General features: G+C 71.9%; 26 protein-coding genes and 1 pseudogene. 14 read left to right on the forward strand and 13 right to left on the reverse strand.

Going from position 1 to position 25,011, the window contains the following annotated elements:
• Positions 1–42: 42 nt before the first annotated feature.
• Positions 43–996 (reverse strand): ribose-phosphate pyrophosphokinase, encoded by a 954-nt coding sequence (locus M8H82_RS21565; RefSeq protein ID WP_250076464.1) that lies wholly within the window; start codon positions 994–996, stop codon positions 43–45.
• 165 nt (positions 997–1,161) lie between these two features.
• Between M8H82_RS21565 and M8H82_RS21570 the strand changes: the two genes are divergently transcribed.
• The 3 genes from M8H82_RS21570 to M8H82_RS21580 all read left to right on the forward strand — a co-directional run bounded on the left by M8H82_RS21570 (position 1,162) and on the right by M8H82_RS21580 (position 3,981).
• Complete coding sequence (locus M8H82_RS21570) at positions 1,162–1,827, forward strand: DUF4230 domain-containing protein (RefSeq protein ID WP_250076465.1); 666 nt, start codon at positions 1,162–1,164, stop codon at positions 1,825–1,827.
• A 236-nt stretch (positions 1,828–2,063) separates the two neighbouring features.
• Positions 2,064–2,609, forward strand: coding sequence for a VanZ family protein (locus M8H82_RS21575; RefSeq protein WP_374211682.1), 546 nt, complete (start codon positions 2,064–2,066; stop codon positions 2,607–2,609).
• A 130-nt stretch (positions 2,610–2,739) separates the two neighbouring features.
• Positions 2,740–3,981 carry a lectin gene (locus M8H82_RS21580; RefSeq protein ID WP_250076466.1) on the forward strand — a complete coding sequence of 414 codons (1,242 nt, stop codon included), beginning with the start codon at positions 2,740–2,742 and terminating at the stop codon, positions 3,979–3,981.
• 4 nt (positions 3,982–3,985) lie between these two features.
• On the opposite strand, the gene M8H82_RS21585 is transcribed toward M8H82_RS21580, so the two are convergent.
• The 3 genes and pseudogenes from M8H82_RS21585 to M8H82_RS21590 form a co-directional block, all read right to left on the reverse strand.
• Positions 3,986–4,222: a hypothetical protein gene (locus M8H82_RS21585; protein WP_250076467.1), complete on the reverse strand. Its 237-nt coding sequence runs from the start codon at positions 4,220–4,222 to the stop codon at positions 3,986–3,988.
• A gap of 532 nt (positions 4,223–4,754) precedes the next feature.
• Positions 4,755–4,901, reverse strand: a pseudogene (locus M8H82_RS36820) (DNA topoisomerase IB); the annotation flags it as partial.
• A gap of 10 nt (positions 4,902–4,911) precedes the next feature.
• Entirely contained in the window at positions 4,912–5,721 is an 810-nt protein-coding gene (locus M8H82_RS21590) for an SDR family oxidoreductase (RefSeq protein WP_250076468.1), read from the reverse strand.
• 164 nt (positions 5,722–5,885) lie between these two features.
• On the opposite strand from M8H82_RS21590, the gene M8H82_RS21595 reads away from it, so the two are divergent.
• The 3 genes from M8H82_RS21595 (at position 5,886) to M8H82_RS21605 (ending at position 8,873) form a co-directional block, all read left to right on the forward strand.
• The gene (locus M8H82_RS21595; protein ID WP_250076566.1) at positions 5,886–6,917 is read left to right on the forward strand and encodes a PHP domain-containing protein; all 1,032 of its coding nucleotides are present in this window, start codon (positions 5,886–5,888) and stop codon (positions 6,915–6,917) included.
• A 69-nt stretch (positions 6,918–6,986) separates the two neighbouring features.
• Positions 6,987–7,643, forward strand: a complete 657-nt coding sequence (locus M8H82_RS21600; RefSeq protein WP_250076469.1) for an HAD family hydrolase — start codon at positions 6,987–6,989, stop codon at positions 7,641–7,643.
• A gap of 201 nt (positions 7,644–7,844) precedes the next feature.
• Complete coding sequence (locus tag M8H82_RS21605; RefSeq protein ID WP_250076470.1) at positions 7,845–8,873, forward strand: SDR family oxidoreductase; 1,029 nt, start codon at positions 7,845–7,847, stop codon at positions 8,871–8,873.
• Between the two features lie 96 nt (positions 8,874–8,969).
• On the opposite strand, the gene M8H82_RS21610 is transcribed toward M8H82_RS21605, so the two are convergent.
• The 3 genes from M8H82_RS21610 to M8H82_RS21620 form a co-directional block, all read right to left on the reverse strand.
• Positions 8,970–9,188 carry a hypothetical protein gene (locus M8H82_RS21610; RefSeq protein WP_250076471.1) on the reverse strand — a complete coding sequence of 73 codons (219 nt, stop codon included), beginning with the start codon at positions 9,186–9,188 and terminating at the stop codon, positions 8,970–8,972.
• A 62-nt stretch (positions 9,189–9,250) separates the two neighbouring features.
• Entirely contained in the window at positions 9,251–10,510 is a 1,260-nt protein-coding gene (locus M8H82_RS21615; protein WP_250076472.1) for an ROK family protein, read from the reverse strand.
• Positions 10,511–10,554: 44 nt separating this feature from the next.
• Positions 10,555–11,520, reverse strand: coding sequence for an aminoglycoside phosphotransferase family protein (locus tag M8H82_RS21620; RefSeq protein ID WP_250076473.1), 966 nt, complete (start codon positions 11,518–11,520; stop codon positions 10,555–10,557).
• 164 nt (positions 11,521–11,684) lie between these two features.
• Here M8H82_RS21620 and M8H82_RS21625 point away from each other — a divergent pair, with 164 nt between their 5' ends.
• From M8H82_RS21625 to M8H82_RS21635, 3 genes are all read left to right on the forward strand, one after another.
• Positions 11,685–12,179: an FBP domain-containing protein gene (locus M8H82_RS21625; RefSeq protein WP_250076474.1), complete on the forward strand. Its 495-nt coding sequence runs from the start codon at positions 11,685–11,687 to the stop codon at positions 12,177–12,179.
• 150 nt (positions 12,180–12,329) lie between these two features.
• Positions 12,330–13,571: an aromatic acid exporter family protein gene (locus tag M8H82_RS21630; RefSeq protein WP_250076476.1), complete on the forward strand. Its 1,242-nt coding sequence runs from the start codon at positions 12,330–12,332 to the stop codon at positions 13,569–13,571.
• 102 nt (positions 13,572–13,673) lie between these two features.
• The gene (locus tag M8H82_RS21635) at positions 13,674–14,852 is read left to right on the forward strand and encodes a lactonase family protein (RefSeq protein WP_250076478.1); all 1,179 of its coding nucleotides are present in this window, start codon (positions 13,674–13,676) and stop codon (positions 14,850–14,852) included.
• On the opposite strand, the gene M8H82_RS21640 is transcribed toward M8H82_RS21635, so the two are convergent.
• Together M8H82_RS21640 and M8H82_RS21645 are read right to left on the reverse strand one after the other, a co-directional pair.
• A complete protein-coding gene (locus tag M8H82_RS21640; protein WP_250076479.1) occupies positions 14,820–15,545 on the reverse strand; it encodes a DUF2470 domain-containing protein in 726 nt (241 codons plus the stop codon). The two genes, M8H82_RS21635 and M8H82_RS21640, sit on opposite strands and share 33 nt — an antisense overlap.
• A gap of 93 nt (positions 15,546–15,638) precedes the next feature.
• Positions 15,639–16,250 carry a TetR/AcrR family transcriptional regulator gene (locus tag M8H82_RS21645; protein ID WP_250076481.1) on the reverse strand — a complete coding sequence of 204 codons (612 nt, stop codon included), beginning with the start codon at positions 16,248–16,250 and terminating at the stop codon, positions 15,639–15,641.
• A gap of 117 nt (positions 16,251–16,367) precedes the next feature.
• Between M8H82_RS21645 and M8H82_RS21650 the strand changes: the two genes are divergently transcribed.
• Positions 16,368–17,849, forward strand: coding sequence for a cytochrome P450 (locus M8H82_RS21650; protein ID WP_250076482.1), 1,482 nt, complete (start codon positions 16,368–16,370; stop codon positions 17,847–17,849).
• Between the two features lie 15 nt (positions 17,850–17,864).
• On the opposite strand, the gene M8H82_RS21655 is transcribed toward M8H82_RS21650, so the two are convergent.
• Both M8H82_RS21655 and M8H82_RS21660 read right to left on the reverse strand, forming a co-directional pair.
• Entirely contained in the window at positions 17,865–18,695 is an 831-nt protein-coding gene (locus M8H82_RS21655) for a pentapeptide repeat-containing protein (protein WP_250076484.1), read from the reverse strand.
• 890 nt (positions 18,696–19,585) lie between these two features.
• The gene (locus tag M8H82_RS21660; RefSeq protein WP_250076486.1) at positions 19,586–20,191 is read right to left on the reverse strand and encodes a DUF5753 domain-containing protein; all 606 of its coding nucleotides are present in this window, start codon (positions 20,189–20,191) and stop codon (positions 19,586–19,588) included.
• Between the two features lie 174 nt (positions 20,192–20,365).
• Here M8H82_RS21660 and M8H82_RS21665 point away from each other — a divergent pair, with 174 nt between their 5' ends.
• On the forward strand, positions 20,366–21,028 hold the full coding sequence (locus M8H82_RS21665) for an HAD family hydrolase (protein ID WP_250076487.1): 663 nt from the start codon (positions 20,366–20,368) through the stop codon (positions 21,026–21,028).
• Here M8H82_RS21665 and M8H82_RS21670 read toward each other — a convergent pair.
• Positions 21,009–22,235 carry a helix-turn-helix transcriptional regulator gene (locus M8H82_RS21670; protein WP_250076488.1) on the reverse strand — a complete coding sequence of 409 codons (1,227 nt, stop codon included), beginning with the start codon at positions 22,233–22,235 and terminating at the stop codon, positions 21,009–21,011. The two genes, M8H82_RS21665 and M8H82_RS21670, sit on opposite strands and share 20 nt — an antisense overlap.
• Positions 22,236–22,527: 292 nt before the next feature.
• Here M8H82_RS21670 and M8H82_RS21675 point away from each other — a divergent pair, with 292 nt between their 5' ends.
• From M8H82_RS21675 to M8H82_RS21685, 3 genes are all read left to right on the forward strand, one after another.
• Positions 22,528–22,800 (forward strand): hypothetical protein, encoded by a 273-nt coding sequence (locus M8H82_RS21675; RefSeq protein ID WP_250076489.1) that lies wholly within the window; start codon positions 22,528–22,530, stop codon positions 22,798–22,800.
• The gene (locus tag M8H82_RS21680) at positions 22,800–23,297 is read left to right on the forward strand and encodes a DUF6415 family natural product biosynthesis protein (protein WP_250076491.1); all 498 of its coding nucleotides are present in this window, start codon (positions 22,800–22,802) and stop codon (positions 23,295–23,297) included. Before M8H82_RS21675 ends, M8H82_RS21680 begins: the two co-directional genes overlap by 1 nt.
• A 128-nt stretch (positions 23,298–23,425) precedes the next feature.
• Positions 23,426–23,776 (forward strand): DUF397 domain-containing protein, encoded by a 351-nt coding sequence (locus M8H82_RS21685; RefSeq protein WP_250076494.1) that lies wholly within the window; start codon positions 23,426–23,428, stop codon positions 23,774–23,776.
• Positions 23,777–24,226: 450 nt separating this feature from the next.
• Here the strand turns inward: M8H82_RS21685 and M8H82_RS21690 are convergent, their stop codons facing one another.
• Entirely contained in the window at positions 24,227–24,973 is a 747-nt protein-coding gene (locus M8H82_RS21690; protein WP_250076498.1) for a PIG-L deacetylase family protein, read from the reverse strand.
• Positions 24,974–25,011 lie beyond the last annotated feature (38 nt).

A 25,011-nucleotide genomic window follows, 5' to 3' on the forward strand; every position in this document is an offset into this window, starting at 1 on the left:
CGTCACGTGAGTGAGGCCGGGCGATACCCGGCTGCCTCCTGTCTATTCGCTGCGCGGCGCGTCGAACAGGGCGCTGACGGACTCACCGTTGTGAATGCGCCGTACGGCCTCGGCGAGTTGCGGGGCGACGGTGAGCACCTGCAGCTTGTCGGTGCGCTCCTCGTCCGGCACCGGCACGGTGTTGGTGCACACGATCTCCAGTACGTCGGGCTGCTCACCGATCCGCTTGAGGGCGCCGGACGTGAACAGGCCGTGGGTGCAGGCCACCCGGATGGACCGCGGTCCCAGCTCCCGGAGCCGGTCCAGGAGTTCGAGGACGGTGCTGCCCTTGGCGATCTCGTCGTCCAGCACGATGACATCGCGGCCGGCGACGTCACCGATGACGGAGTTGATGCTGACGCGGTCGTCCGCGAAGCGCTGCTTGGCGCCGGCGGCGACCTGGGCGCCGAGCATCCGGGCGAACGCGGCGGCCTCCTTGGCGTTGCCGAGGTCGGGCGAGACGACCGTCGTGCGGGACAGGTCGTAGTGGCGGAAATGGGCGGCCAGTTCACGCAGCGCGTGCAGGTGGTCCACCGGCACCGAGAAGAAGCCGTGCACCTGGGGCGAGTGCAGCGTCATGGCGAGCACCCGGCCCGCCCCGGCCGCGACCATCAGGTCGGCGACCAGACGCCCACCGAGCGAGATCCGGGGCGCGTCCTTCTTGTCGGAGCGGGCGTAGGAGTAGTGCGGCATGACGACGGTGATCCGGCCGGCGGACGCCCCGCGGGCGGCGTCGCACATCAGCAGCAGCTCCACGAGGTGTTCCTGCACCGGGGCGACCAGCGGCTGGACGAGGAAGACGTCCCGCTCCCGGCAGTTGGCCTGGAGCTGCACCTCCAGGCAGTCGTTGGCGAACCGGCTGACCCGGGTGGGGCTGAGCGGCACGCCCAGATGCGCGCAGACCTCCGCCGCCAGGTCGGGGTGGGCGCTACCGCTGAACACCGCGATGTCTCGCACGAACGGCTCCTCGCATGATCATTCCGACTGGCGGGGCTCATGCTACTGAGCGGCTTCACGCCCGTGCGCCCCCGCCCGCCTCGGTCAGCGGCACGGACCGGACAGGCCCCGTGTCTCGCTCGGCTTTTGGGGGGCATTCGAACAGTAGGAAGGAGGGCCGTCACCATGACGACTCCCATCAGACGCCTCCCCAGGCGCATGCCCGGCTGGGCGAAGGCCGTGAGCGCCGTTGTGCTGGTGCTGGCCGTGCTGTTCGCCGGGATCGGGCTGACCGTGCTCCCGGGCCTGAAGGACCTCTTCGGCACCGAGACCCATGACCGATCGGGTCCCGCGCTGCTGGAGTCCATCCAGGACATCAGCCGTTACGACGCCGCCTCGGGCAACTTCCAGGTCGTGGTGGACCTGGAGAAGGACGCCAAGTACCTGCCCGACGCGATCCGCGGCTCGCGCACGCTGTACGTCGGGGCGGGCAGCGTGGACGCCTATGTCGACCTCGGCAAGGTCGGCGACAACGACGTCAAGGTCAACAAGGACCGGACGTCCGCCACGCTCCGGCTGCCGCACGCGAAACTCGGCGAGCCCGCCCTCGACCCCGACCGCTCCTACGCCGTCTCCAAGCAGCGCGGGCTGCTCGACCGGATCGGTGACGCGTTCTCGGACAACCCCAACAGCGAACAGGCGGTGCAGAAGCTCGCCGCGAAGCACATCGGTGACGCCGCGAAGGAGAGCGAGCTGACCCGGCGTGCCGAGGGCAACACCACGGGCATGCTCAAGGGCCTGCTGCGCTCGCTCGGCTTCAAGGAGGTGAAGGTCGTCTTCGGGCCCGCGTGACCGGGCGGCCAGGACCCGTACGGAACGAGCACGCCGGGCACAGCGGCACGCACCGGCCGGATGACTCCGGACGCGGCCGCGAGCACGGCGACCAAGCGGGCCCGCCCGGGCCGGTGCCACGAGCCGGCTCGGGCGGGCCACCACCGACCGCGAGTTCGCGGAAGACCGGCGGCATCCTCGGCGATCCAGCGGGTAACCGCCTTGCGTCAGAGGGAATTTGAAGACTGGAGGACCGCGTGGCCCGTGCAGCCTTTCTTTCCCGCTCGGGGGTGTTCCGACCGCGCCCGCGCAAAACCCCGCCGGTGACCGAGCCCGAGAAGGCACCCCGCTCCACCCATCCGCTGCGCTTCCTGGGCCGGTTGCTGGCGGTGCTGTGCGCGTTCACCCTCATGGTGGCCTTCGCGGTGGTGCTCGCCAAGCTGACTCTCGAGCCGTCCCCCGCCTCGGAGTCCCTGACGCACACCAACCTGCGTCCGGGCCGGTCGCTCAGGGCCTATCTGGACCAGCCCGAACTGCGTGACGCCTTCAAGCAGATCGGCGGCAACCTGCTCCTGGGCATTCCCTTCGGAGTGCTCGCCCCGGTTCTCGCACCGAAGACCCGCGGTGTGATCCGGGTACTGCTGCTCACCGCGACGGTGATGCTCCTGGTCGAGTTCGCCCAGGGCGCCATGATCACCGGCCGCGCCTTCGACATCGACGACGTCATCCTGAACACCACGGGCGCGCTCATCGGCTACCTGTTGCTGGGCCGGCGGATGGGACGGGCGGTGCACCCCCGATAGCCGCCGAGTCCTGGTCCGTACCAGAGTATTGACGCATCGTTACCTCACGCCTTAAATCAAGAGGCACACCTTCACCCCCCACCTCGGTCCGGCCCCCGCATCCCCCGGGGCGCCGGCAGAAGGGAGAGTCGTGCCCTCTTCCCGCAGATTCCGCGGCCCGCGCGCCTGGCTGCTGGCCGCGCTGTCGGCCGTGCTGGTCGCGACCGCCGCGGCCGGCCCCGCCCGGGCCGACACCGACGCGGACGCCGGCGTCGCCGCGGTGACGTTCTCCGACACCTTCGACGGGCCCGCCGGATCGGCGGTCGACTCCTCGAAGTGGCAGACCGAGACCGGCGACAACGTCAACAACCACGAGCGGCAGTACTACACGGCCGGCAACCGCAACGCCGCCCTCGACGGCCAGGGCCATCTGGTCATCACGGCCCGGCGCGAGAACCCCGCCAACTATCAGTGCTGGTACGGGACCTGCCAGTACACCTCCGCCCGGCTGAACACCGCCGGGAAGTTCACCGCGCAGTACGGGCACATCGAGGCGCGCATCAAGGTGCCGCGCGGGCAGGGCATGTGGCCCGCGTTCTGGATGCTCGGCACCCCGGTGAACTGGCCCGACTCGGGCGAGATCGACATCATGGAGAACGTCGGCTTCGAGCCCTCCACGGTGCACGGCACGATCCACGGCCCCGGCTACTCCGGCGCGGGCGGCATCGGCGCGGGCTACACCCTCCCGGGCGGGCAGGCCTTCGCCGACGCCTTCCACACCTTCGCCATCGACTGGGCGCCCGACTCGATCACCTGGTCCGTGGACGGCAACGTCTACCAGCGGCGCACCCCGGCCGACCTGGGCGGCCGCAGCTGGGTCTTCAACAAGCCGTTCTTCCTGATCCTCAACCTCGCGGTGGGCGGCTACTGGCCCGGCGACCCGGACGGCTCCACCGTCTTCCCCCAGCAGATGGTGGTCGACCACGTCACCGTCACCACGGCCGACACTCCCGCGGGCGGCGCGATCAGGGGCCTGGCCGGCAAGTGCGTCGACGTCGCCGGCGCGAACAACGCCAACGGCACCCCCGTACAGCTCTATGACTGCAACGGCACCGCCGCCCAGCGGTGGGCGGTCGGCGCGGACGGCACGATCCGGGCGCTCGGCAAGTGCCTGGACGTCAGCGGCGGGAACACCGCCGACGGCACCCCCGTACAGCTGTGGGACTGCAACGGCACCGCCGCCCAGCGGTGGACGGTCACCGCGGCACGCGACATCGTCAACCCGCAGGCGAACAAGTGCCTGGACGTGACCGGCAACAACTCGGCCAACGGCACCCGGCTGCAGATCTGGTCCTGCACCGGCGCCGCCAACCAGAAGTGGACGGTCGGCTGAACGGCTAGTGCCGGGTCCAGGTGAACTTGTCGCCGCCCACCCAGCGCACCACGTCCGGGTCGTCCAGATCATGGACGGTGATGCCGAACGCGGCGGCGGTGGACAGGACGTCGGTGACGGCTTTCGCCTCCCCGACCACAATGCCGTCGATCTCCACGATGCGGAACGGGGGCGTGCCCGGCTGGACCCCGAGCACCATGATCCGTGGATGGGAGATGTACGGGCTCGCGATTTCGGTCATGCAATAGAGCGTAAATCGCATCCGCCGTTTGCGAACCTCGCAGGTCACCCGGTCAGCAGGTCCAGGACCGCGTCCTGGGTGGCAGGCCGCCCGAAGTCCCGGTGCTCGCCCAGCCGGGCGAGCACCGGGGCCACGGTCCGCCCCTGCTCGAACAGCTCGAACACGCGCGGGTCGATGGAGGAGGAGCAACGGGGCGTCGTCGGTGGTGACGGCGAGCGCGACGGCCGTCGGCACGGTGGCGTGCCAGGTCCGGAAGTCCTTGGCGGTGCTCGTGGTCCCGGACGGCCGGCGCAGGGCCTCGTTCAGGTCGGTCCCGCGCAGCATGGTCGTCAGGCCGTACGTCCCGCTCTGCCGGGTGAACCGCCGACCTCGCGGGCCGCGGACTGACCCGGCACCGGGTCACCGCCTGTGCCGTCCGCCTGCTCGACCTCGGCTTCTTCCGCATCAGCAGCGACCGGCACCGCCCGGCGTCGTCGAGGCCGACGGCCTGGAGGTGGCCGTTCGCCCAGGGGCAGATCCACACCTCCCGCCAGGCCGGCGGAATGGCGAGCGCCCGGATCCGGTCGAGCTGCTCGGGGCCGGTGACCGGATCGCCGCCGGCGTCGAGGTAGCGGAAGCCCCGCCCGCAGCGCACCCGGCTCAGGCCGGGCCGCTCCCAGGAACTCGTACGCAGCCTCATGGGGCCCCGGTCACGGCCGCCGCCAGTCGTCGGAGCCCAGGTGCGAACCGGCCTGCGGGCCCATGCGCAGCATGCCGCCGTCGACGCTCCAGGAGGCACCGGTGACGTACGAGGCGTCCGGTCCGGCGAGGAAGGCGATCACGGCGGCGACCTCCCGGGCGTCGCCGGGCCGCCCGAGCGGCACGCCCGGCCGCCGCTCGGTGTGCGGGTCGGTGTCCTCCTGGCCGGTCATCGGCGTGGCGATCTCGCCGGGCGCCACCGCGTTGACGGTGATGCCGTGCTCGGCCAGCTCCAGGGCCATCACCTGGGTCAGCAGACCGAGGCCGCCCTTGGCCGCGCAGTACGGGGCCGAGCCCACCCGCGGCTGGTGCTCGTGGACGGAGGTGACGTTGACGATCCGGCCGCCGTCACCCTGCTGGATCATGTGCCGGGCCGCCTTCTGCCCGCACAGGAAGGGCCCGACCAGGTCCACGTCGAGGACCGCGCGGACGTCGTCGAGCTTCAGGTCGAGAAAGGGCGTGCTGGTGCCGATGCCGGCGTTGTTGACCAGGACGTCGAGCCGGCCGAGCCGGTCGCACAGCTCGTCGACCGTGTCGGCCGCCTCGGGCAGCCGGGTGAGGTCCATCTGCGCCACGGCCGCCTGCCGGCCGTGCGCCCGGACCTCCTCGGCGGTCTCCTCGGCGCCCCGCCGGTCGCCGTGCCAGGTGATGCCGACGTCCAGTCCGGCCTGCGCGAGACGGACCGCCGTGGCCCGGCCGATGCCGGAGTCGGCGCCGGTGATCACGGCCACCCTGCGGGGGGACTCGGTGGGGAGCGACATGAGGGACCTCTTCCTCGAACGGACGAACGCCCGGGCGGATCCGCGGACGGATCCCCCGGCGGCAAAAGACGCGCATTGCAGTACCCGGGCAGGTGGCGGGCAAAACGGAGGGCTCCGCCGTGCGACTGGCGCCCGCCTGGGGAACCCTGGAGGCGGAGGTGGCGATGGACCCCGTCGAGGCACTGGAGCGGATCGCCTTCCTGCTGGAGCGGTCCCTGGCGCCGACCTACCGGGTACGGGCCTTTCGCACCGCGGCCCGCGTGCTGGCGGCGCTGCCGGAGGCGGAACTGAGGGAGCGGGCCGCCGCCGGGACGCTGGAGGCGCTCGGCGGTGTCGGCCCGAAGACGGCGCAGGTGGCGCGGGAGGCGCTGGCCGGGCAGGTCCCCGGCTATCTGGAGAAGCTGGAGGCCGAGGCGCCGTCCGCGGCGGACCGCACCGGGCTGCGGGCGCTGCTGCGCGGGGACTGCCATCTGCACTCCGACTGGTCGGACGGCGGCAGCCCGATCGAGGAGATGGGCCGGACCGCGGCCGGCCTCGGGCACGAATGGGCGGTGCTGACCGACCACTCCCCGCGGCTGACGGTGGCCCGCGGCCTGTCGGCGGACCGGCTGCGCGAGCAACTGGACGTGGTGGCGGCCCTGAACGAGACCTGGGCGCCGTTCCGGCTGCTGACCGGCATTGAGTGCGACATCCTCGACGACGGCTCGCTGGACCAGGAGCCGGAGCTGCTCGAGCGGCTGGACGTGGTGGTGGTCTCGGTCCACTCCAAGCTGCGGATGGACGCCCGCTCGATGACGCGCCGCATGGTGGCGGCCGTCCGCAATGAGCACGCCGACGTGCTCGGGCACTGCACCGGGCGGCTGGTCACCGGGCGAGGGCGGCCGGAGTCCCAGTTCGACGCGGACGAGGTGTTCGGCGCCTGCGCGGAGAGCGGCACCGCCGTCGAGATCAACAGCAGGCCCGAGCGGCTCGACCCGCCCCGGCGGCTGCTGCGGCGGGCGGTGGAGGCCGGGGTGCTGTTCTCGATCGACACCGACGCCCACGCGCCCGGCCAGCTCGACTGGCAGGTCCTCGGCTGCGCCCGGGCCGAGGAGTGCGGGGTGCCCGCGGACCGGGTCGTCACCACCTGGCCGCTGGAGGAGCTGCTGGCCTGGACCCGGGAGGGGCGCCTGCCGGCAGGCGTGGCGGGCTCCTGACGTGGTACTCGTGCGCCGGCGGAGACATCAGGAACTTCGGAAACTTCTGAACGGCGAAAGGGACGGCGTATGGGACGCGCGGCCGTGTTCGACGTCGACGGCACGCTCGTCGACACCAACCACCTGCACACGGTGACCTGGTGGGAATCCTTCCGGCAGGCGGGCCACACGGTGCCCATGCACGCCATCCACCGGGCGATCGGACTCGGCTCCGACGACCTGATCGCCCACCTCCTCGGTGACGACCGGGACAAGGACGCCGACGAGGAACTGAGCGCCGCGCACAAGGCGCTGTACGGGCAGTACTTCGACCGCCTGCCGGCACTGGCGGACGCCGGGCGACTCCTGCGGCGGCTGCACCAGGACGGCTGGACGGTGGTGCTGGCCACCTCCGCCGGCGGCGCGGAACTGGGTGCACTGCGGCGGGCGATCGACGCGGACGACGCCATCACCGCGACGGCGAGCGCGGACGACGTCGACCAGGGCAAACCCGCGCCCGAGCCGGTGGAGCACGCGCTGGAACTGGCCGGCGTACCCCCCGAGCGTGCGGTGTTCGTCGGGGACACGGTGTGGGACATGCAGGCGGGCAGCCGCGCCGGGGTGCGCTGCGTCGGCGTGCTGTGCGGGGGCATTCCGCGGTCCGACCTGGTGGAGGCGGGCGCGGACGAGATCTACGACGATCCCGCCCACCTGCTGGCCTCCCTCGCGGACGGCCCGTTCGCGTGAGGTGACACGCATCACCAGGGGCGGTGGAACAGCCCAGGGTCGTTGCCCGTTGAACCAGGCGTGGGTACGGATGGAAATGTCCCCGGACCCGCCCTTGATCGCCCCGATCGTGATTCCCCCGTCGCGGTCGGGGCCTTTTTCTGTGTCCTCGCGCTTTTCCGGGTACTCGGTACGCCCCGCAGCGGTCGAGAGGAGCCGAAGGTGACCAGCACACAGGGCAGCAGGATCGTCGTCACCGGCGCCACGGGGAACGTCGGTACGAGTGTGGTGCGACTCCTCTCCGAGGATCCGGAGGTCGGCTCCGTGCTGGGGCTGGCCCGCCGGGTTCCCGAGTGGTCGCCGCCGAAGACCGAGTGGGCGGCCGTCGATCTGGCGTCCGCCCAAACCGATCTGGTGAAAGTCTTCGACGGCGCCACGGCCGTTGTCCATCTGGCCTGGGCGTTCCAGCCCACGCACGATCCGGCGGTGACCTGGCGGACGAACGTCCTGGGCAGCATCCGCGTGTTCGAGGCGGTGGCCGAGGCGAAGGTGCCCACACTGGTGCACGCCTCGTCGGTCGGCGCGTACTCCCCCGGGTCGAAGGACCACCCCGTGGACGAGTCGTGGCCGACGCACGGCTGGCCCGACGCCGCGTACTGCCGGGAGAAGGCCTATCTGGAGCGGACGCTGGACGCCTTCGACCGGGCGCACCCGGGGGTGCGGGTGGTGCGGATGCGGCCGGCCTTCCTGTTCAAGCGGCAGTCGGCGAGCGAGCAGCGCAGGATCTTCGGCGGCCGCTTCCTGCCGGGGCCGCTGGCGCGCCCGGAGCTGCTGCCGTTCCTGCCCGACATCCCGGGCCTGCGCGTGCAGGCGCTGCACACCGACGACGCGGCCGAGGCGTACCGGCTCGCGATCGGCTCGGACGTGCGCGGCGCGTTCAACCTGGCGGCCGATCCGCCGGTGGACGCGAAGCTGCTGAGCGAGATGTTCCACGCCCGTCCGGTACGGCTGCCGCGCACGGCCGCCCGCTCGGCTGTCGCGGCCGCCTGGGGGCTGCATCTGCTGCCGGCCTCGCCGCATCTGTTCGACGCCGTGCTGCGGCTGCCCCTGATGGACTCCACCCGCGCTCGCACGGAGCTGGGCTGGAGCCCCCGACACACGGCGACCGAGGTCCTGGAGGAGTTCCTGGACGGCCTCCGGCGCGGCGAGGGTGCGGACACGGCTCCCCTGCGGGGACGCAAGGCGAGCTGAGAGCGCGAAGAGCGGGAGCGGCCGTGAGGTCGCTCCCGCTCTTCGGTCTAAGGGCTCCGAGGTCTCAGGGCTCCGAGATCCCAGGGCTGCGAGGTCTCAGGCCGTCGACTCCTCCGGCTCCGGATCGTCGGTCAAGTGGTCCGCGTCGCCGCGGCGGCCGGTACCGGCCTCGTCGACGTCCGGGACGTCCTCCTGCTGTTGCGCGTTCTGCTCCGCGTCCTCGGAAGCGGGGTCCACGTCCCAGTGGTCCTCGCCCTCGCCCGCCTGCTGATCGGGCAGGTCCCGCGGGACGGGCCCGCCGTTGTCGTCGGTCACGGCGTCCTCCTTCCCTCGATGGCCAAGGTCACGCGAGTACCTCCGGGCCGTGCGGCGAAACGTCAGCGCGGCGCGCGTTCCTCCAGGGCTGTCTGCCAGGCGGGCCGCGGGCTCTCCGGGGCGGGGGCGGCGCGGCTGCCGCCGTGGGCGAAGAAGTCCGCGAGCGGCAGGACCGCGGCGCCCACGGTGACCGCGTCCGGGCCGAGGCCGCCGAGGTCGATGGTGACCCGCTCCGCGGGGTACCGCAGCGCGTACGCCGCCGCGTGCCGCCGGATGCCGGGCAGCAGCGCGGGGCCGAGCCGCAGGCCGGCCCAGCCGCCGATCAGGATGCGCTCGGGCTGGAAGAGGTTGATCAGGTCGGCCAGCCCGGCCCCGATGTACTCGGCGGTCTCGTCCAGCAGGGCCCGCGCCCCGGGGTCGGCGATCAGTGCGGTCAGGGCGCTCTCCTGTCCCGAGCCGTCCGGCGCACGCCCGCCCCGCTCGCGCCAGCGCTCGAGAAGGCCCTGCGCACCGGCGTAGGCCTCCAGGCAGCCCAGCGCGCCGCAGCGGCAGCGGCGGCCCCCGACCCGTACGGTCAGGTGCCCGCCTTCCACGGCCCGTCCGTCCTCGGCCTCCGGGGTGACGACACAGGCCCCGACGCCGGATCCGAAGAGCACGACGATCGCGCTGCGGGCGCCCCGTCCGGCCCCGAACCACATCTCCGCCTGGCCCAGGGTCCGGGCGCCGTTGTCGATGAAGTACGGGACCGTCGGGGGCAGGTCGCACCGCTCGCGGAGGAGCGACTCCAGGGCCACGGCGTCCCAGCCGATGGTCTGCCCGTGCACGACGGCCCCGCGGTCCGGGGTGCGCTCCACTATGCCGGGGACGCCGATGCCGACCCCGAGCAGCCGCTCCGGGGCGATGCCGGCGGCGGTGAGCACCTCGGTGACGGCGTCGCGGATGTGCCCGACGACGACATCGACCTCGTACCCCTCGGGTCCCAACAGCTTTTCCGTACGCGCGAGTTCGGTCAGCGCGATGTCGAACAGCTCGACCCGCACCCGGGTTTCGCCTACGTCGACGCCGATCATGTGGCCGCCGGCGGGCGCCACCCTGAGCAGGGTGCGCGGCCGTCCGCCGTCCGAGCCGACGCTTCCCGCCTCCTCCAGCACGCCGTCCGCGAGCAGGTCGGCGACGACGTTGCTGACCGAGCCGGAGCTGAGCCCGGTGGCCGGGCCGAGCTCGAAGCGGCTGAGGGGGCCGTCGAAGTAGAGGCGCTGCAGGACGATCGCCCGGTTGGCCCGTCGGAGATCGCGTACCGTTCGCCCGTTCCGCCCCGCCATCCGGCTCCCCCTTCGCCCTGCCGTCCGACCTGGAAGATACCGGCTCAGCGGCCCAGCTCGTCGATCTCCTCCAGAGCGGCCACCAGTTCGGGCCCGACGGTCTCGCGCGTCCACCGCAGCCGCCCGGCGTCGACGGCGCGCGGCACGGTCTCAGTGAGCATGATCAGGTAGAGGTAGGCCCGGTACAGGGCGAGCCGCAGCCGGGTGGAGGTGTCGAACTCGACCCGGCCACCGGCTTCCCGGTAACCGGCGAGGAACGCCTCGTCCTTCTCCATGTCCCCGAGCAGCGCCAGGGAGACGAAGTCGGCGACCGGGTCACCCCAGAGCATCCGCTCGCCGTCGATGAGCCCGCCGATGCGGGGCGGGCCGGCCGAGCGGTCGACCAGGATGTTGCCCCGCCACAGGTCGAAGTGGACGAGACGGGGAACGGTGATCGCGTCGAGCGCCCGGTAGCCGGTCCGGAGGGTGCGGGCGGTCTCCTCGACGGGGCGGGGCAGCCAGGGGCGGTAGCGCCGGGCGTCGTCGAGGACGGCGTCGAGCATGCCGGTGAAGGCGGTCCGCCAGTCGGCGGCGAGCGGACCGAGGGCGCCGGAGGGATAGCCGTGGCCCGGCCCGCTCACCCGGTGCAGCAGGGCCACCTGGCGGCCCAGCTCGGCGCGCAGCTCCCGCTCCTCGGCCGCCGTGAGCGAGTCGTCCCACCCGTCGCCGGGGCAGGCCGTCATCAGCAGCTGCCCCGGGACGGCGGCGACGACCCGCGGAGCCGTCACGCCGACCGTCGCCGCCGCGCGGTAGAACTCCGCCTCGGAGACGAGAAGGTCCCGCTCGTGCCGCAGCCCCGGCACGGCCTGGGCGGGCGGCACCTTCAGCACGTACCGGCTGCCGTCGGCGAGCAGGAGCTCTTCCACGGTGTTGTAGGTCCCGCCGGTCAGCGGCCGGACGCGGACGAGATCGCCGGGAGGCAGCCCCGCCTCGCTCAATATCCGCCCGGCCCGCTCCCATGAGTCCGCCACTGTGCCCCCTCGGTCGGCCGCCCCGCGCATCCCCGTGCGCTCGCGGCACAGCCTACGGAACGCGGCCCCTAAATTCACTGGCCCCTCCCGGACAGGAGTGCTTAGCCTTAGGCAGAAACCTAGGCACACTAGGTTCACGGAGAGACAGCAGCCAGGAGGCCCCCATGCGACCGCTCACCGAGCCGGAGATCCGCACCTCGTTCGTCAACTGCTCCAAGGGTGAGGCCAAGCGGCTCGCCGTGCCCCGGGAGCTGGACCGGCTCCCCTGGGCCGACCTGGACTTTCTGGGGTGGCGAGATCCGGGGGCGCCCGACCGCAGCTATCTGGTCACCGAGCGGGACGGACGGCTCGTCGGCATCACGCTCCGCTTCCCGTCCTCGCAGCGCGGGTTCCTGCACCGCAGCATGTGCTCCCTGTGCCTGACGACCCACCGGGGCGGCGGGGTGTCCCTGATGACCGCGCGCAAAGCCGGTGCGGCCGGCCGCGAGGGCAACTCCGTCGGCCTTTACATGTGCACCGACCTCGCCTGCTCCCTCTACCTCCGCGGCAAGAAGGTCCCGGACTCGGGGCTGCGCATCGAGGAGAGCCTCACGCAGGCCGAGCAGGTGGCGCGCACCCGGGCCAACCTCACGGCCTTCCTGGACAAGCTCCACGCCTGAGCCGTCCCCCGGGCAGCGGACCGGGCCGCCCGCCAGGAGGACGGACATCGGGGTGCCGAGGATGATGAGCAGGGGCAGCAGCCGTTGCGATCCGCAAAGTCGTCCCCGGTGATCATGTTCGTCGCCCCGTGAGAGGGGAACAGCGCAAGGATGCAAGACGTACGTGAGTGGCGGGTGTCGCGGGAGCGGCTGCTGAGGCTGCGCCGGGACCCCGTGATCGTCCAGACGCTGCGATCGTCGGCGGCGGCGACGGTCGCCTACGTCATCGCGCTGCACCTGAGCCCCGAGGCGGCCCCGCTGACCGCGCCCCTGACCGCGCTGCTGGTCGTCCAGGTCACCCTCTACGCGACACTCACCAACGGCGTGCGCCGGGTGAACGCCGTGGTGGCCGGGGTTTTCGTCGCCATCGCCTTCAGCCTCCTGGTGGGCCTGACCTGGTGGAGTCTGGGGCTGCTGATCCTGGCCTCGCTGGCTGTCGGCCATCTGGTCCGGGTGGACGAGTACGTGCCCGAGGTGGCGATCAGCGCGATGCTGGTGCTCGGCGTGACGGCCGTCGGCGACTACGCGTGGGCGCGCGTCCTGGAGACCCTGATCGGCGCGGTCGTCGGCCTCGCCTGCAATCTGCTGCTGGCCCCGCCCGTGTGGGTGGGTGAGGCCGGTGCGTCCATCGAGGACCTGGCGCGCCGGGTGCGCCAGTTGATGCTGCGCATGGGCGAGGAGGCCGCGGGCCGCACGCCGTTCGAGCGTGCCGCGGCCCGGCTGCACGAGGCGCGCCGGCTCGACCACGACATCGTCGAGGTGGACGCGGCGCTGCGGCAGGCCGAGGACAGCCTGCGGCTCAATCCACGGGTCCGCGAGGGCCTGCTGCACCGGGTGGTGCTGCGCACCGGCCTGGACACTCTGGAGATCTGCACCGTGGTGCTGCGGGTGATCGCCCGCACCCTCACCGACCTGGCCAAGGAACGCGAGCCCGACCCGCTGTTCGCACCGGAGATCGGCGCCGCGGTGGAACAGCTGCTGTCCGAGATCGCGGACGCGATGGTGAGCTTCGCGGTGCTGGTCACCTCCCAGGTCAGCGATGACGCCGAGTCGGCGGAGGAGCGGCTCACCTCCGACCTGCGCCATGCCGCCGCCACCCGCGACAGGCTCGCGCAGCTGCTGCTGGAGGAGGTCCAGCGCGACGCCCGCCAGTGGCAGCTGCACGGCGCGGTGCTGGCCGAGGTCAACCGCATCCTCGACGAGATGGACACCGAGCACCGCTCGCGGCGGCTGCTGGAGGAGCTGGACCGGGTCTCCAGCGAGCAGCGCGAGCGCAGGCCCCGGCTGACCCGGGTCCAGGACCGCGTGCGGGTGGGCCGCAAGCGCCTTGCCTCGGTCCGCCGTTCCCGGTGACGAACCCCCGGCCCGGTGGGAGCCGGGCGCCCTCGGTTGCACCGGCCGGGTGATCCGCGTCAGGGTGGCTGTCGCGACGACGGACGAGGTGAGGGTGTGGTCATGGGCAGTGGTGGTGTGAGCAGGCGCCGGTTCATGGGCGCCCTCGCGGGTACCGCCGCCGCGGTGGCGCTCCCGGCCTGCGACGAGGCACCGGCGCCGGCGGCCCCCGTGGCAGCCCCGAGCACCTCGCCCGGTTCCGCAAGCCCTTCCGGACCCCGCCCGCTGTACCTAGGCACGTACACCTCGGCGGAGGGCGGCGGAAAGGGCGTCGCCGTCGCGTCGTACGACCCCGGAACCGGCCGGGTCACCGGCGCGGGCATCCTGGCGGAGCTGGCAGACCCGTCGTATCTCGCGGTCCATCCGAACGGCCGCACGCTGTACGCGGTGAACGAGCGCGCGGACGGTGCCGTGACCGCCGTGCGACTGTCCGACCGCAGGGTCCTGGGCAGCCGGAGCACCGGCGGGCAGGCGCCCTGTCATCTGTCGGTGCATCCGAGCGGGCGCTGGCTGCTCAGCGCGAACTACGGCACCGGCAGCGTCGCCGTGCACCCCGTGGATGCCTCGGGGGCGCTCGGGGAGCGCACCGACCTGGTCACGCACACCGGCCCGGCACCGGGTCCGGGCCAGGACGGACCGCACGCCCACCAGATCGTCACCACGCCCGACGGCCACCATGTCGTCGCCGTCGACCTGGGCACCGACACGGTGTACACCTACCGGCTCGACACGACGAAGGGCACGCTCGCCGAGGTCTCCCGGGCGCGGACACGGCCGGGTGCCGGGCCGCGCCATCTGACGTTCCACCCCGGCGGCCGGTACGCGTATCTCGCCAACGAGGTCGACAACACCGTCGCCGTCTGCGCCTACGACCCCGCAACCGGCCGCGTGTCCGTCGGCGACGCGCAGGCCACGGGCACCGGGGAGGGCACCAGCTACCCGGCGCAGCTGGTGGTCACCGAGAACGGCCGGTACGCCTGGCTGGCCAACCGGGGCGACAACAGTCTGTCCCGGTACGCGGTGGAGGCGGACGGGGCCCGGCTCCGGCTGCTCGGCACCGTGCCGGTGGGCGGCGACTTCCCGCGCCAGCTCGCCCTCTCGCCGGACGGCGGGCTGCTCTTCACGGCGAACCAGCGGTCGGGCACCGTCAGCGTCTTCCGGGTCGACGAGGACAGCGGTGAGCTACGGCGCGCGGGCGAGCCGTTCGCGTCACCCGTCGCCGTCTGTGCGCTGCCGCTGTAGCGTCCGCGGGCAGGAGGCGGCGCTCGCCTGTCCGAGCAGCACGTGCATGCGCTCGGTGAGCTGGGCGACGTCGTCGGCGGGCCGGTGGAAGGCCAGGCGTACGTCGCCGTGGGCGCGGGTGCGCTCGATGCGCAGCGTCAGTCCGTGCCGGTCCACGGCCAGGGGCTGGACCCGGACCGCGCCGTGCAGGCTCTCGGGCTCGACGAGCCGGGTGAGCCGCTCGACCGCGTCGGGGTGGCAGTCGGCGAGGTGGGTCAGCAGCCGGGCCTCGGCGGTGGCCAGCGGGTCGGGCGCGGCGGCGGTGAACTCGTCGCGGTCGACGACGACGGCCCCGCGCGGCTCCCGGAGCACCACGCGCGTGGCCCGGAAGGCGAGATGGCCCTCCTCGGCGGCGAACCAGCCGGCGATCCACAGCCGGGCCCGGATGCGGTGGCGCAGGGGGACGGGCGCGACGTCGGCGAACTCCAGCACCGCGGACGGTTCTCCGCGCGGCGCGCAGATCGCGGCCGTCATCAGGGCGCTGTCCTCGGGCACGTGCAGGAGTACCCGGCCGTCCTCGGTCACGCTGTGCGCGCCGACGAACTCCTCCCGGCCGCCCTCCGCTGTCACCGCGCAGGACCACGCGGTGGCGAGCACCGACCGGGCGCGTGCCGCCGCGGCAGGCGTGGCCGTCCAGCTCCGGCTGTCACCCATTCCGTACCTCCTAAGGTAAGCCTTGCCTAACTTACCGAAGATCAGGGCGCGCGCCAACCACCCCCGCGGACCCGCGCGGGGTCACGGACGCGTTCAGGGTGCGATGACGCCCAACAGGGCGCGGGCGCACAGGTCGCGCACCTGGTCCCGGGTCAACTCCTCCGCCCCCCGCAGCCACTCCAGACAGACCGCGGTGGTGAACGCCAGCCAGCCGCGCACCGCGTACCGCAGGTCGGGGCGCCGCTCGGCGACGGGGCCGAACTCGGGGTCCGCCGCCATCGCCGCGAGGATCTGCCTCTCCTGGGCGGCCAGGGCCTGCCGGTACACCTTGCGCACGGCCCGGTCACCGGACGCCTCGGCGCGGTGGAAGGCGCGGAAGCCGTGGGCGTGTTCCTCGACGTACGCCAGATACGTGTCGAGGTTCGCGGTGAGCTGCTCGCGCACCGGGAGGCCGGGGACCGCGGCCGTCATCCGCAGCATGCGCGCGCTCTCGCGGTCCACCACAGCGGCGAAGAAGTCCCGTTTGGCCGGGAAGTAGTGGTAGAGCAGCCCGCGCGAGACCCCGGCGATCTCGGCGACCCGCTCGATCCGGACCTCGTCGTACGGGCTCTCCGAGAACAGTCGCGCCCCGACGGCGAGAAGCTGCTCCCGGCGCTCCTCGGTGCTGAGCCGGCGGCGTGTGCGCTCGCCCTGGTTCGCGCTCATGCCCGCACCTTACTTGACGCCGGTTCAACAACCGGACGAGACTGAAGCGCGTTATTGAACCGACGTACAACACGCGCTGCCTTCTCAATGTGCCGCAGGATCAAGGGAGATCGCTTCATGGCGGAGACGACGACCGGGTCCGCGCTGCCCAAGGGGTTCCGCGGCGCCGAGCAGGGCTGGCCCGAGTTGCACCGCATCCCGCACCCGCCCCGCCGGATCCCGCTGCTCGGCGACCTCCTGGGCGCGAGCCGGACGACACCGCTGCAGGACTCGGTGCGGCTCGCCCGCAGGCTGGGGCCGATCTTCCGGCGCAAGGCGTTCGGCAAGGAGTTCGTGTTCGTGTGGGGCGCGGACCTGACCGCCGACCTCGCGGACGAGACGCGGTTCGCCAAGCACGTGGGCCTCGGCATCGCCAATCTGCGGCCGGTCGTGGGGGACGCACTGTTCACCGCGTACAACCACGAGCCCAACTGGCAGCTCGCCCACGACGTCCTGGCCCCCGGGTTCAGCCGGGAGGCCATGGCCGGCTACCACACGATGATGCTGGACGTGGCCGGGCGGCTCACCGGCCACTGGGACCGCGCGGCCCTGGCGGGGCGGACGGTGGACGTGCCCGGCGACATGACGAAGCTGACCCTGGAGACCATCGCGCGCACCGGGTTCGGGCACGACTTCGGCTCGTTCGAACGCGCACGGCCGCATCCCTTCGTGACCGCGATGGTGGGTACGCTCGCCCATGCGCAGCGGCTGAACACCGTCCCGGCGTCGTTCCTGACCCGTCGCTCGGCGCGGCGCAACGAGGCCGACATCGCCTACCTCAACCGCACGGTCGACGAGTTGGTGCGGGCCCGCCGCACGACGAGCGGGGACGGTGATCTGCTGGACCGGATGCTGGAGACCGCCCACCCCGAGACCGGGGAACGGCTGTCGGCCGAGAACGTCCGGCGTCAGGTCATCACCTTCCTGGTGGCCGGGCACGAGACCACCTCGGGCGCGCTCTCGTTCGCGCTGCATTACCTCGCCCGCCATCCGGATGTCGCCGCCCGCGCCCGCACCGAGGTGGACCGCATCTGGGGTGACACCGAGCTGCCCGGCTACGACCAGGTGGCCAAGCTGCGCTACCTGCGCCGGGTGCTGGACGAGTCGCTGCGGCTGTGGCCGACCGCGCCCGCCTTCGCCCGGGAGGCCCGCGAGGACACGGTGCTGGCCGGGGAGCATCCCATGCGGCGGGGCGCCTGGGCGCTGGTGCTGACGCCGATGCTGCACCGCGACCCCGAGGTCTGGGGCGCCGACGCCGAGCGCTTCGACCCGGACCGCTTCGACCCGAAGGCGGTACGTTCCCGGCCCCCGCACGCCTTCAAGCCGTGGGGCACCGGGGCGAGGGCGTGCATCGGCCGCCAGTTCGCGCTGCACGAGGCCACGCTGGTCCTCGGCCTGCTGCTGCGCCGCTACGCCCTGCGCCCGGACCCCGCGTACCGGCTCCGGGTGACGGAACGCCTCACCCTCATGCCGGAGGGCCTGCGGCTGGGCCTGGACCGCCGCGCACCGGCGGCGCCGCCCACCCGGGAACGGCACCCGGTGAGCGAACCGGGCGACTGACCCGAACGAGCTCCCCTAGCCCTCCCCCACCCAATGTGCCGGCCGCGTCAGTGCCCCCGGGAGCCTGGTCCCCGCACTCCCCCGGGCGGCGTTCAGCTGGGGCTGGGTGAGGAAGAGGGCGCCGGTCAGGTCGGCGTCGGTGAGGTCGGCGTTGCGGAGGTCCGCGCCGAGGAGATCGGCGGTGCGCAGGTCCGCGCCGGTGAGGTCGGCGGCGATCAGGTAGGCGCCGCGCAGACTCACCCCCCGCAGGTCCGCGCCCTTGAGGCGGGCGCCCATCAGGTCGGCGCCGCGGCGGTCCTTCCGGCTGCCGCGCACACCCGCCCGGGTCAGCTCGCCGGCCCGCAGCAGAAGCCCGCCCACCTCCTGCCGGTGCGCGCCCACATCCACTCGGGACAGCTCCTCGGGGCTGCCCCCGGCCAGTTCCTCGGTCCTCTTCAGCACCCGGCGCAGATCCGCGTGGACCGGGCGGGCGGCGGGCAGCGCCAGCGCCTCGGTGAGGTACCGGAGCAGCTCGTGGAGCTGGCGGACGACCGGGAACACCTCGAACATCAGCCGGGCGCGCTCGGCGGACGCTTCGCGCCAGTCCTCCCCGCCGAAGGTGACCTGCGAGACCCGCTGTCCGGCGCCGAAGCAGTCGTAGACCGTGCAGCCGGTGAAGCCCTCCTGGCGCAGCCGGGTGTGGATGCCGCAGCCGTGGTCGTCCTGGAGGTTGCGGCAGGGCGTGCCGGCCCGCTTGTCGACCGCGAAGTCGGCGGAGCGGGCGAAGGGCAGGGCGACGCAACACAGCCCGAAACAATTCGCGCAGTCGCCGCGCAGGCCGGCCGGGTCGAGGGTGAGGTCGTGCATACCTACCAGCCTACGGCCGGCTGCCATCGCTCAGTACCGCAGGTCAGGAAGGTGCAGCGGGGTCGGCTGCTCGGGGGCGGCGAGGATGTACGTCCTGGTGACGCGGCCGTCGGCGCATGTGCGCATTCGCGCGCAAGGCGCTGATGCTTCACCAGCGCCTGCACCATGGGTGCCAGGGCCATCATGAAGGCAACGCGCTGAGCCATCGCCCACAGCGCCCAACAGAGCCACATGCCCATGGACAGCAGTTGGGTGCGCTCGTGAGCCCGCAGCGGATCGCGCCGCCGATAGCCGCATCTCCCGACGTGCATGCGGCGCGCCCTGTGTGGTTGCCGATGCGTCGATCTCCGGACTCCGCTGAAGGATGTCCCTGGAGCGCTGCTCCAGCTCGACCATTTGTCTTACCGAAATCGACAAAGGATGGCCCCTGACGGTGGGCTGCCGCACTCTCATCCCCAGCGGGCGGTGCACCGCCTGCCAGACCAAGACAAGAGCCGCAGGCCCGGCACCCCACCAATGTGGCTACAACACGGCATGGCGCAAGGCCAGCGCCGGGCACCTGCAGACGCACCCGCACTGCGAGTGCACCGAGTGCTCGGCCTGTCCGCTGGCGTGGTCAGCGGCCACTCGGGCGCCGGGTCCAGGGACGTCTTCAAGTACCACCCCGAAACGCCCCGTTGCGGACGGGGAGCCCGGAGGACGGCGCCTCATGGGACCCGGATGCGCTGGTCTGCAGACGTGACGGAGTCCCGGATAGAACCGTCCGCGCCCGTCACCCGGGCCGCTGGCCCCAGCCCTCGAACCGTACCGACGGCAGTACCTGTAGACGACGACGCCCCCCGTGCGGCTCCGTGTGTGGGCCGTGCAGGGGGCGCTGTCGTGCGTCCGGGTCAGTGCAGGGACTCGATGGCCCGCAGGACGAGTTCGCGCGCCTGCGTCCTGTACACGGCCATGCTCCGCAACGCCTCGAAGGCCGCGATGTAGGAGGCGACTTCGGAGGACTCCGTCAGATCCACATCGGCGGAGACGAGTTCGACGTTCACTTGGCGGTCGTCATAGATATGGAATGTCTCTTCCGGCCAGTGCTGTCGCTCGGGTGTGGCCTTGGGGATGATGCCGAGGGACACGGTGGGCAGGGCATCGGCCTCGAGCAGGTGGTTGAGCTGAGCCTTCATCGCCTCCGTACCGGCCATTTGATACAAGAGGACGGGCTCTTCCAGCAGGAACTCGAACTGCCGGCCGTGGTCGTGAATGACCTGCCCTCGCTCGACTCGGACCTTGGCCGCCTTGGCGCTGTCGTCTACGGCCAAACCCTGCTTCCGGGCGGCGACTCCCAACACGGCCTTCGCGTACGGCTCCGTCTGCAGCACCCCAGGGACGAGGCTGGACGAGTAGACACGGAACCGCTCCGTCGTTCGGTAGCGCGGCAGGAGCTGCTTCTGCAGCGGCTCAAGACCATCTTGCACTCGATGTTTCCACGCAGTGTGTGTGGCCATGTTGATTCCCTCCCAGGTGGTTACAGACATGGTGCACGTCGAACCCCTCGGGCTGTGCTGACGGCAGCATTCATGACCGGAACGGCCCCCTGCACGGCCCATCCAAGGCCGTGCAGGGGGCCATTCGTCGTGCCGGGAACAGAGCGCCTCCTGGCCGCTCGATACGCTCGCCTCATGATTCGCGCTGTGATCTTCGACGTCGGTGAATGCCTCGTGGACGAGACCCGGGAATACGGCACTTGGGCAGACTGGCTGGGCGTCCCCCGCCACACCTTCCACTCGATGTTCGGGGCCGTCATCGCCCAGGGCCGCGACTACAGGGACGTGTTCCAGGAGTTCCGTCCCGGCTTCGACCTCTACACCGAGCGTGAGAGGCGCGCGGAGGCTGGTCAGCCCGAGACGTTCGGCGAGGATGACCTGTATCCGGACGTCCGAGACTCGCTCGCCACGCTGCGCGCGGACGGCCTATGGCTGGGCATCGCCGGGAACCAGACCGTTCGCGCAGGGAAGATCCTCCGCCAGCTGTTCAGTGGTGATGTCGACCTGATCGGCACCTCTGACGACTGGGGCGCCAGTAAGCCAGATCCGTCGTTCTTCGATCGGGTCGCCGAGGTTGTGCCTGCTGAGGTCGGCGAGATGCTCTACGTCGGCGACCGCGTCGACAATGACATCGCACCCGCCCGGGTGGCCGGCATGCACACCGCGCTCGTGCACCGCGGACCATGGGCAACGATCCAGTGGCGCAGCAAGCAGGCGGAAAAGCTGCCGACGTTCCGGATCGACAGCCTCCTCGAGCTGTCCGGCCAGATCGCCCAGTTCAACGCGCGAGAGCACTGACCGTCGTCGACCACCCGTAGAGCCGGTCGTCCAGCTCCCGCACACACTGCTCGTGTTGATGCGGCGCCAGCATGCGCCGGACCTCCCGCACTCGGTCCATGCCCATCGCGTACCAGGTGCGCTCCAGCTGGTCGATCGCGCGAACCGCATACCCGCAGGCGGCATCCGGGCTGCCGGCCGCCGCCTCCACAGCGGCCAAGTCGCCGAGCACGACCGTCATCTGCTTTTCATCAGTCGCCCCGAGCGCGTCGAGGACACCAAGCAGCGTCTGGCGGGCCTGCGGGAGATGCCCGGCACGCAACTGGGTGTTCCCCTTGAAGGCGGCGAGCCGGACGGGGGAAAACCAGTCAAGCCACTCCGGGGTCGCGTGGTCACTGCCCGCGGCCAGGACGTCCTCGGCATGCCCGATCAGGTGCAGCGCAGTCCGTGTGTGCCCGCAGCGCGTCTCGCACTCGGCTTCTACCGCGTCGAGCCATGCCAGCAGTTCGGCCGACGCCGGGCCACGACGGGCGTAGGTGCGCGCTGCCACCATCCGCTCGACGGCTGCCTCCCGGTCTCCAGCCCATCCGGGGATGAACGCCGTGTGTGCGAGGACGGCGGCCCCGAGCAGCGGGTCGTCGGCTTCGCCCGCTGCCTGCAGGGCTCGGAGGAGCGTCTGCTGCGCTCGGGCGGCATCACGCAGGTCGAAGAACTCGATCCGCCCAGCGAGCAGCCACGTCTCGGCGAGGGCCACTGCAATCCGCTGCCTCGTCTGCCCGGCCGACTCAGGAAGCAATTCACAACCGAGGGTGGCGTGCGCAAGCGCGGCCGGGTGCAGAGTGGCCGGAGCCACGGACCAGTACAGGCGGCGGTGCGACCTTGTGACGGACATGAAGTCCTCGGCGGCGGTGGCCGGCTGCACTGCGACGGCCTGTGTAGGGACGGCGGCCAGGCCTACCGCTGCGGCCGTCGCGGCCAGCACCGATCGGCGCCCCCGCTCCGGCGTGGCTCCTGATGGCGGGGCGAATCCCAGCGAAGTCAGCTCCTGGCCGAGGAGTTGTGCGAGAGCTTGTCCAATCTCAGGGTGTGGCCAGGGCGGCGTGTCGGACTCCCACCGGCGGACCTGCCGCACACCGACGCCCAAGGCGTCGGCGAGGGCTTGCTGAGAGTGGTAACCGGCCGCTACTCGGGCGGACTTGAGGCGGGTGTTGCCTGGGCGGCGTGCCACTGCTGCACCTCCAAATCGAGTACGACTCAAGTGTCGTCGTAGGCCCTCCGATTGGCCAGCTATCACCCGCAAGACCTAACGAAAGTCCCTTTCTGGGCCGAGAAGAGACCTTCTTAAGTCCTCGGAAGTGCCCCGCATCAGGGCCAACCTTCAACACACCGGATCACGACAGGAACCCGAGGAGACCCGCATGCCGACCATGCACTTACCGTCCGCTGCTGGCTGCACCCTGCACGACGCCGGACAACACTGGGACGCCATCCGTGTTCCGCGCAGTGTCGGCCTCTCCGCTATGGCGATCCTCGGCGCCCGCTGCGGCGCCGTAGTCGACGACCCTCTCAGCCCCGCTCTCTACTTTTTCGTACCGCTGGGGACCGCCGCCGCGTGGGATGTGCAGAACACCCGCGCACTCACCGTCGGCTCCACCCTCACCATCCCGCCGCCACGGCGAACCGACGGTCCGGGCCCGCACTGGCGGATGTGCCCCGGCGGCGACCGTTGGCTGAGCGACCCAGACGCCCTGCGCGCCGCGCTCGCCCATGCGCGCGCGGGGAGGTGGGCCTGATGGCGGACCAGGCGGGGGCACCGGCAGAGGTACATGCCCCCGACATCGTGACGATGCGCGCGACCGTCGCCCAGGTGCTCCCACCTGATGTGACCCCCGTCGACCTGACGACGCTGGAGACGCTGACCGGTCTGCTGTGCGGCCACATGCAGCTGCTCATCCCGGAGATCGAGCAGGCCGCCGCAGGGCTGCCCAACGACGATGTCCCGCGCTACTGCGCGCTCGTCTCGGTGGGCGAAGCCCGGAGGAAGCTGGCCGACCGCCCCGGACTGAGGCCCTACGACGCCGTCGCACACGTGCGCAGACTCGGCCGGTCGCTCCTGGCGCTGTGCGATCACTACGAGACGCTCACCGGCGTCCGCATGTGCATCGCCTGCGACCAGCCCATCAGGCCGGGCGAGCCGACGCGCCCCTTCGACCAGGGCAGCCATTCCGGAGGCTCGGCCGTCTCCGGCCGGATCCACGAACGCTGCAGCAACACCGTCCGTATCCACTGACCGACGGAGCTACCCCGGGCGTGACGGGGTCCACGGCGACCGCATGGACAGGGTCGCACCCACGAACCCCCGTCCCAGCGCCCGCCGCGGGGCAGGCATCCCCAATAGGTACGAGGAAGGAAAACCAGATGGGCACCATCAGCAACGGCCGTGCGGTCAAGCCCTACGAGAATCCGCACGCACCGGGTCTGGACTGGCGCAAGTCCAGCCGTACGGACCTCGACCCCATCCTGAAGGACTGCGTGATCGTGGCCGCCGCACCGGACGCCGCCGGCCACCCGCACCCGCACGTGCCTGACGGCACCCGCATGATCGCCCTGTCCGACGACAAGGACGAGCAAGGGCCGGTCCTGCAGTTCACTCGCGCCGAGTTCACCAAGTTCGCCCAGGGGATCAAGGACGGTGAGTTCGACGACCTGATGGCCACCGACGACGAGCTGGCGTCCGCCGCTGAGGTGGCCGCGGTCAGCGCCGCCTGATGGACAGCGCCACGGTAACCGGGGCCTTCGCGTTCGTGGAGGGCCGGTTCAGCGGCACCCCCTGCTGGGAGTGCAAGGGCCGAGAGACCATCGGCACCATCTATCAGGGCATAGTCATCGCCTCGTGCGAAGGCTGCGGTGGCGCCACGCCCATCGGCCCCATGGCCCGGCTGTGGGATCCGAGCGCGGCCCGGAGGAAGTTTCGCCGCCCCGTGGTCCGCGCGCCACAGAAGACGGTGACGCCGAGCGGCACTGTCCGACGGCAGCCCCGGTAGAGAGCTGCCCCGCCCGTCTGCTCCCCCCGTGGCGGACGGGCGGGGCCCTGCACCCGCTCATCGAAGCGGTAGATCTTGCACTCAGCCGCCCCTATGCCAGCTGCCAAGCGGTGGGGGCAAGGCTGCGGCGCCCTTGGTCTCCGGATCGAGGGCGCTGTCGCATAGCCTGCACCGCTCAACGGGCGAAGAGTTCGAAAGCCACCGCTGGTTTTCCGCCGAAGCGCTCCCCCGTCGCCGTGGCGTGGCCGGTGAGGAAGTTTCGGGCGTACGTCTCGGGGTCCTCGTCGGTCAATGCCTCGATGTAGGTGCGGTGTTCGAGCAGCGAGCGCACCGCCCGCTCAAGACCCGCCGTGGCGTCCACCGCGTGCGTGGGCGTGCTGGACCCGGCGACGGCTACCCACCGGACGCCGTCCCAGGGCTCCAGGCCCTGCTCGGTCAGCTCGGGGAAGATCCACCGGTTCCCGGCGTCCCCGGCCGCGTCCAGCGTGGCGCGTCCCACGGCCACATGGTCGGGGGTGTTCCAGGCGACCCCGCCCCAGGTGTCCCGGTGGTTCAGCGTGATCACCAGCTCGGGCCGATGACGGCGGATCGCCGCCGCGATGTCCCGGCGCAGCGCGGTGCCGTACTCGATCACCCCGTCCCGGTGGTCCAGGAACTCCACCACCGACACCCCGACGACCGCCGCGCTCGCCCGCTGCTCCCGCTCCCGCAGCGGTCCGCACTCGGCGGGCTCGAGGGTGTCGATGCCCGCCTCTCCCCGGGACGCCAGGACGTAGGCGACCTCCCGGCCCTGGTCGGTCCATGCGGCGACGGCGGCCGAGCAGCCGTATTCCAGATCGTCCGGGTGCGCCACGACGGCGAGGGCGCGCTGCCAGTCCTCGGGCATGGGGCGCAGGGGTGTGATCGAGGGATCATCGCTCATGCCCGCAGATTAACGGGACATCGAGGGCTTCGGGACGG

Source organism: Streptomyces sp. YS415 (assembly GCF_023544665.1).
GTDB lineage: Bacteria > Actinomycetota > Actinomycetes > Streptomycetales > Streptomycetaceae > Streptomyces.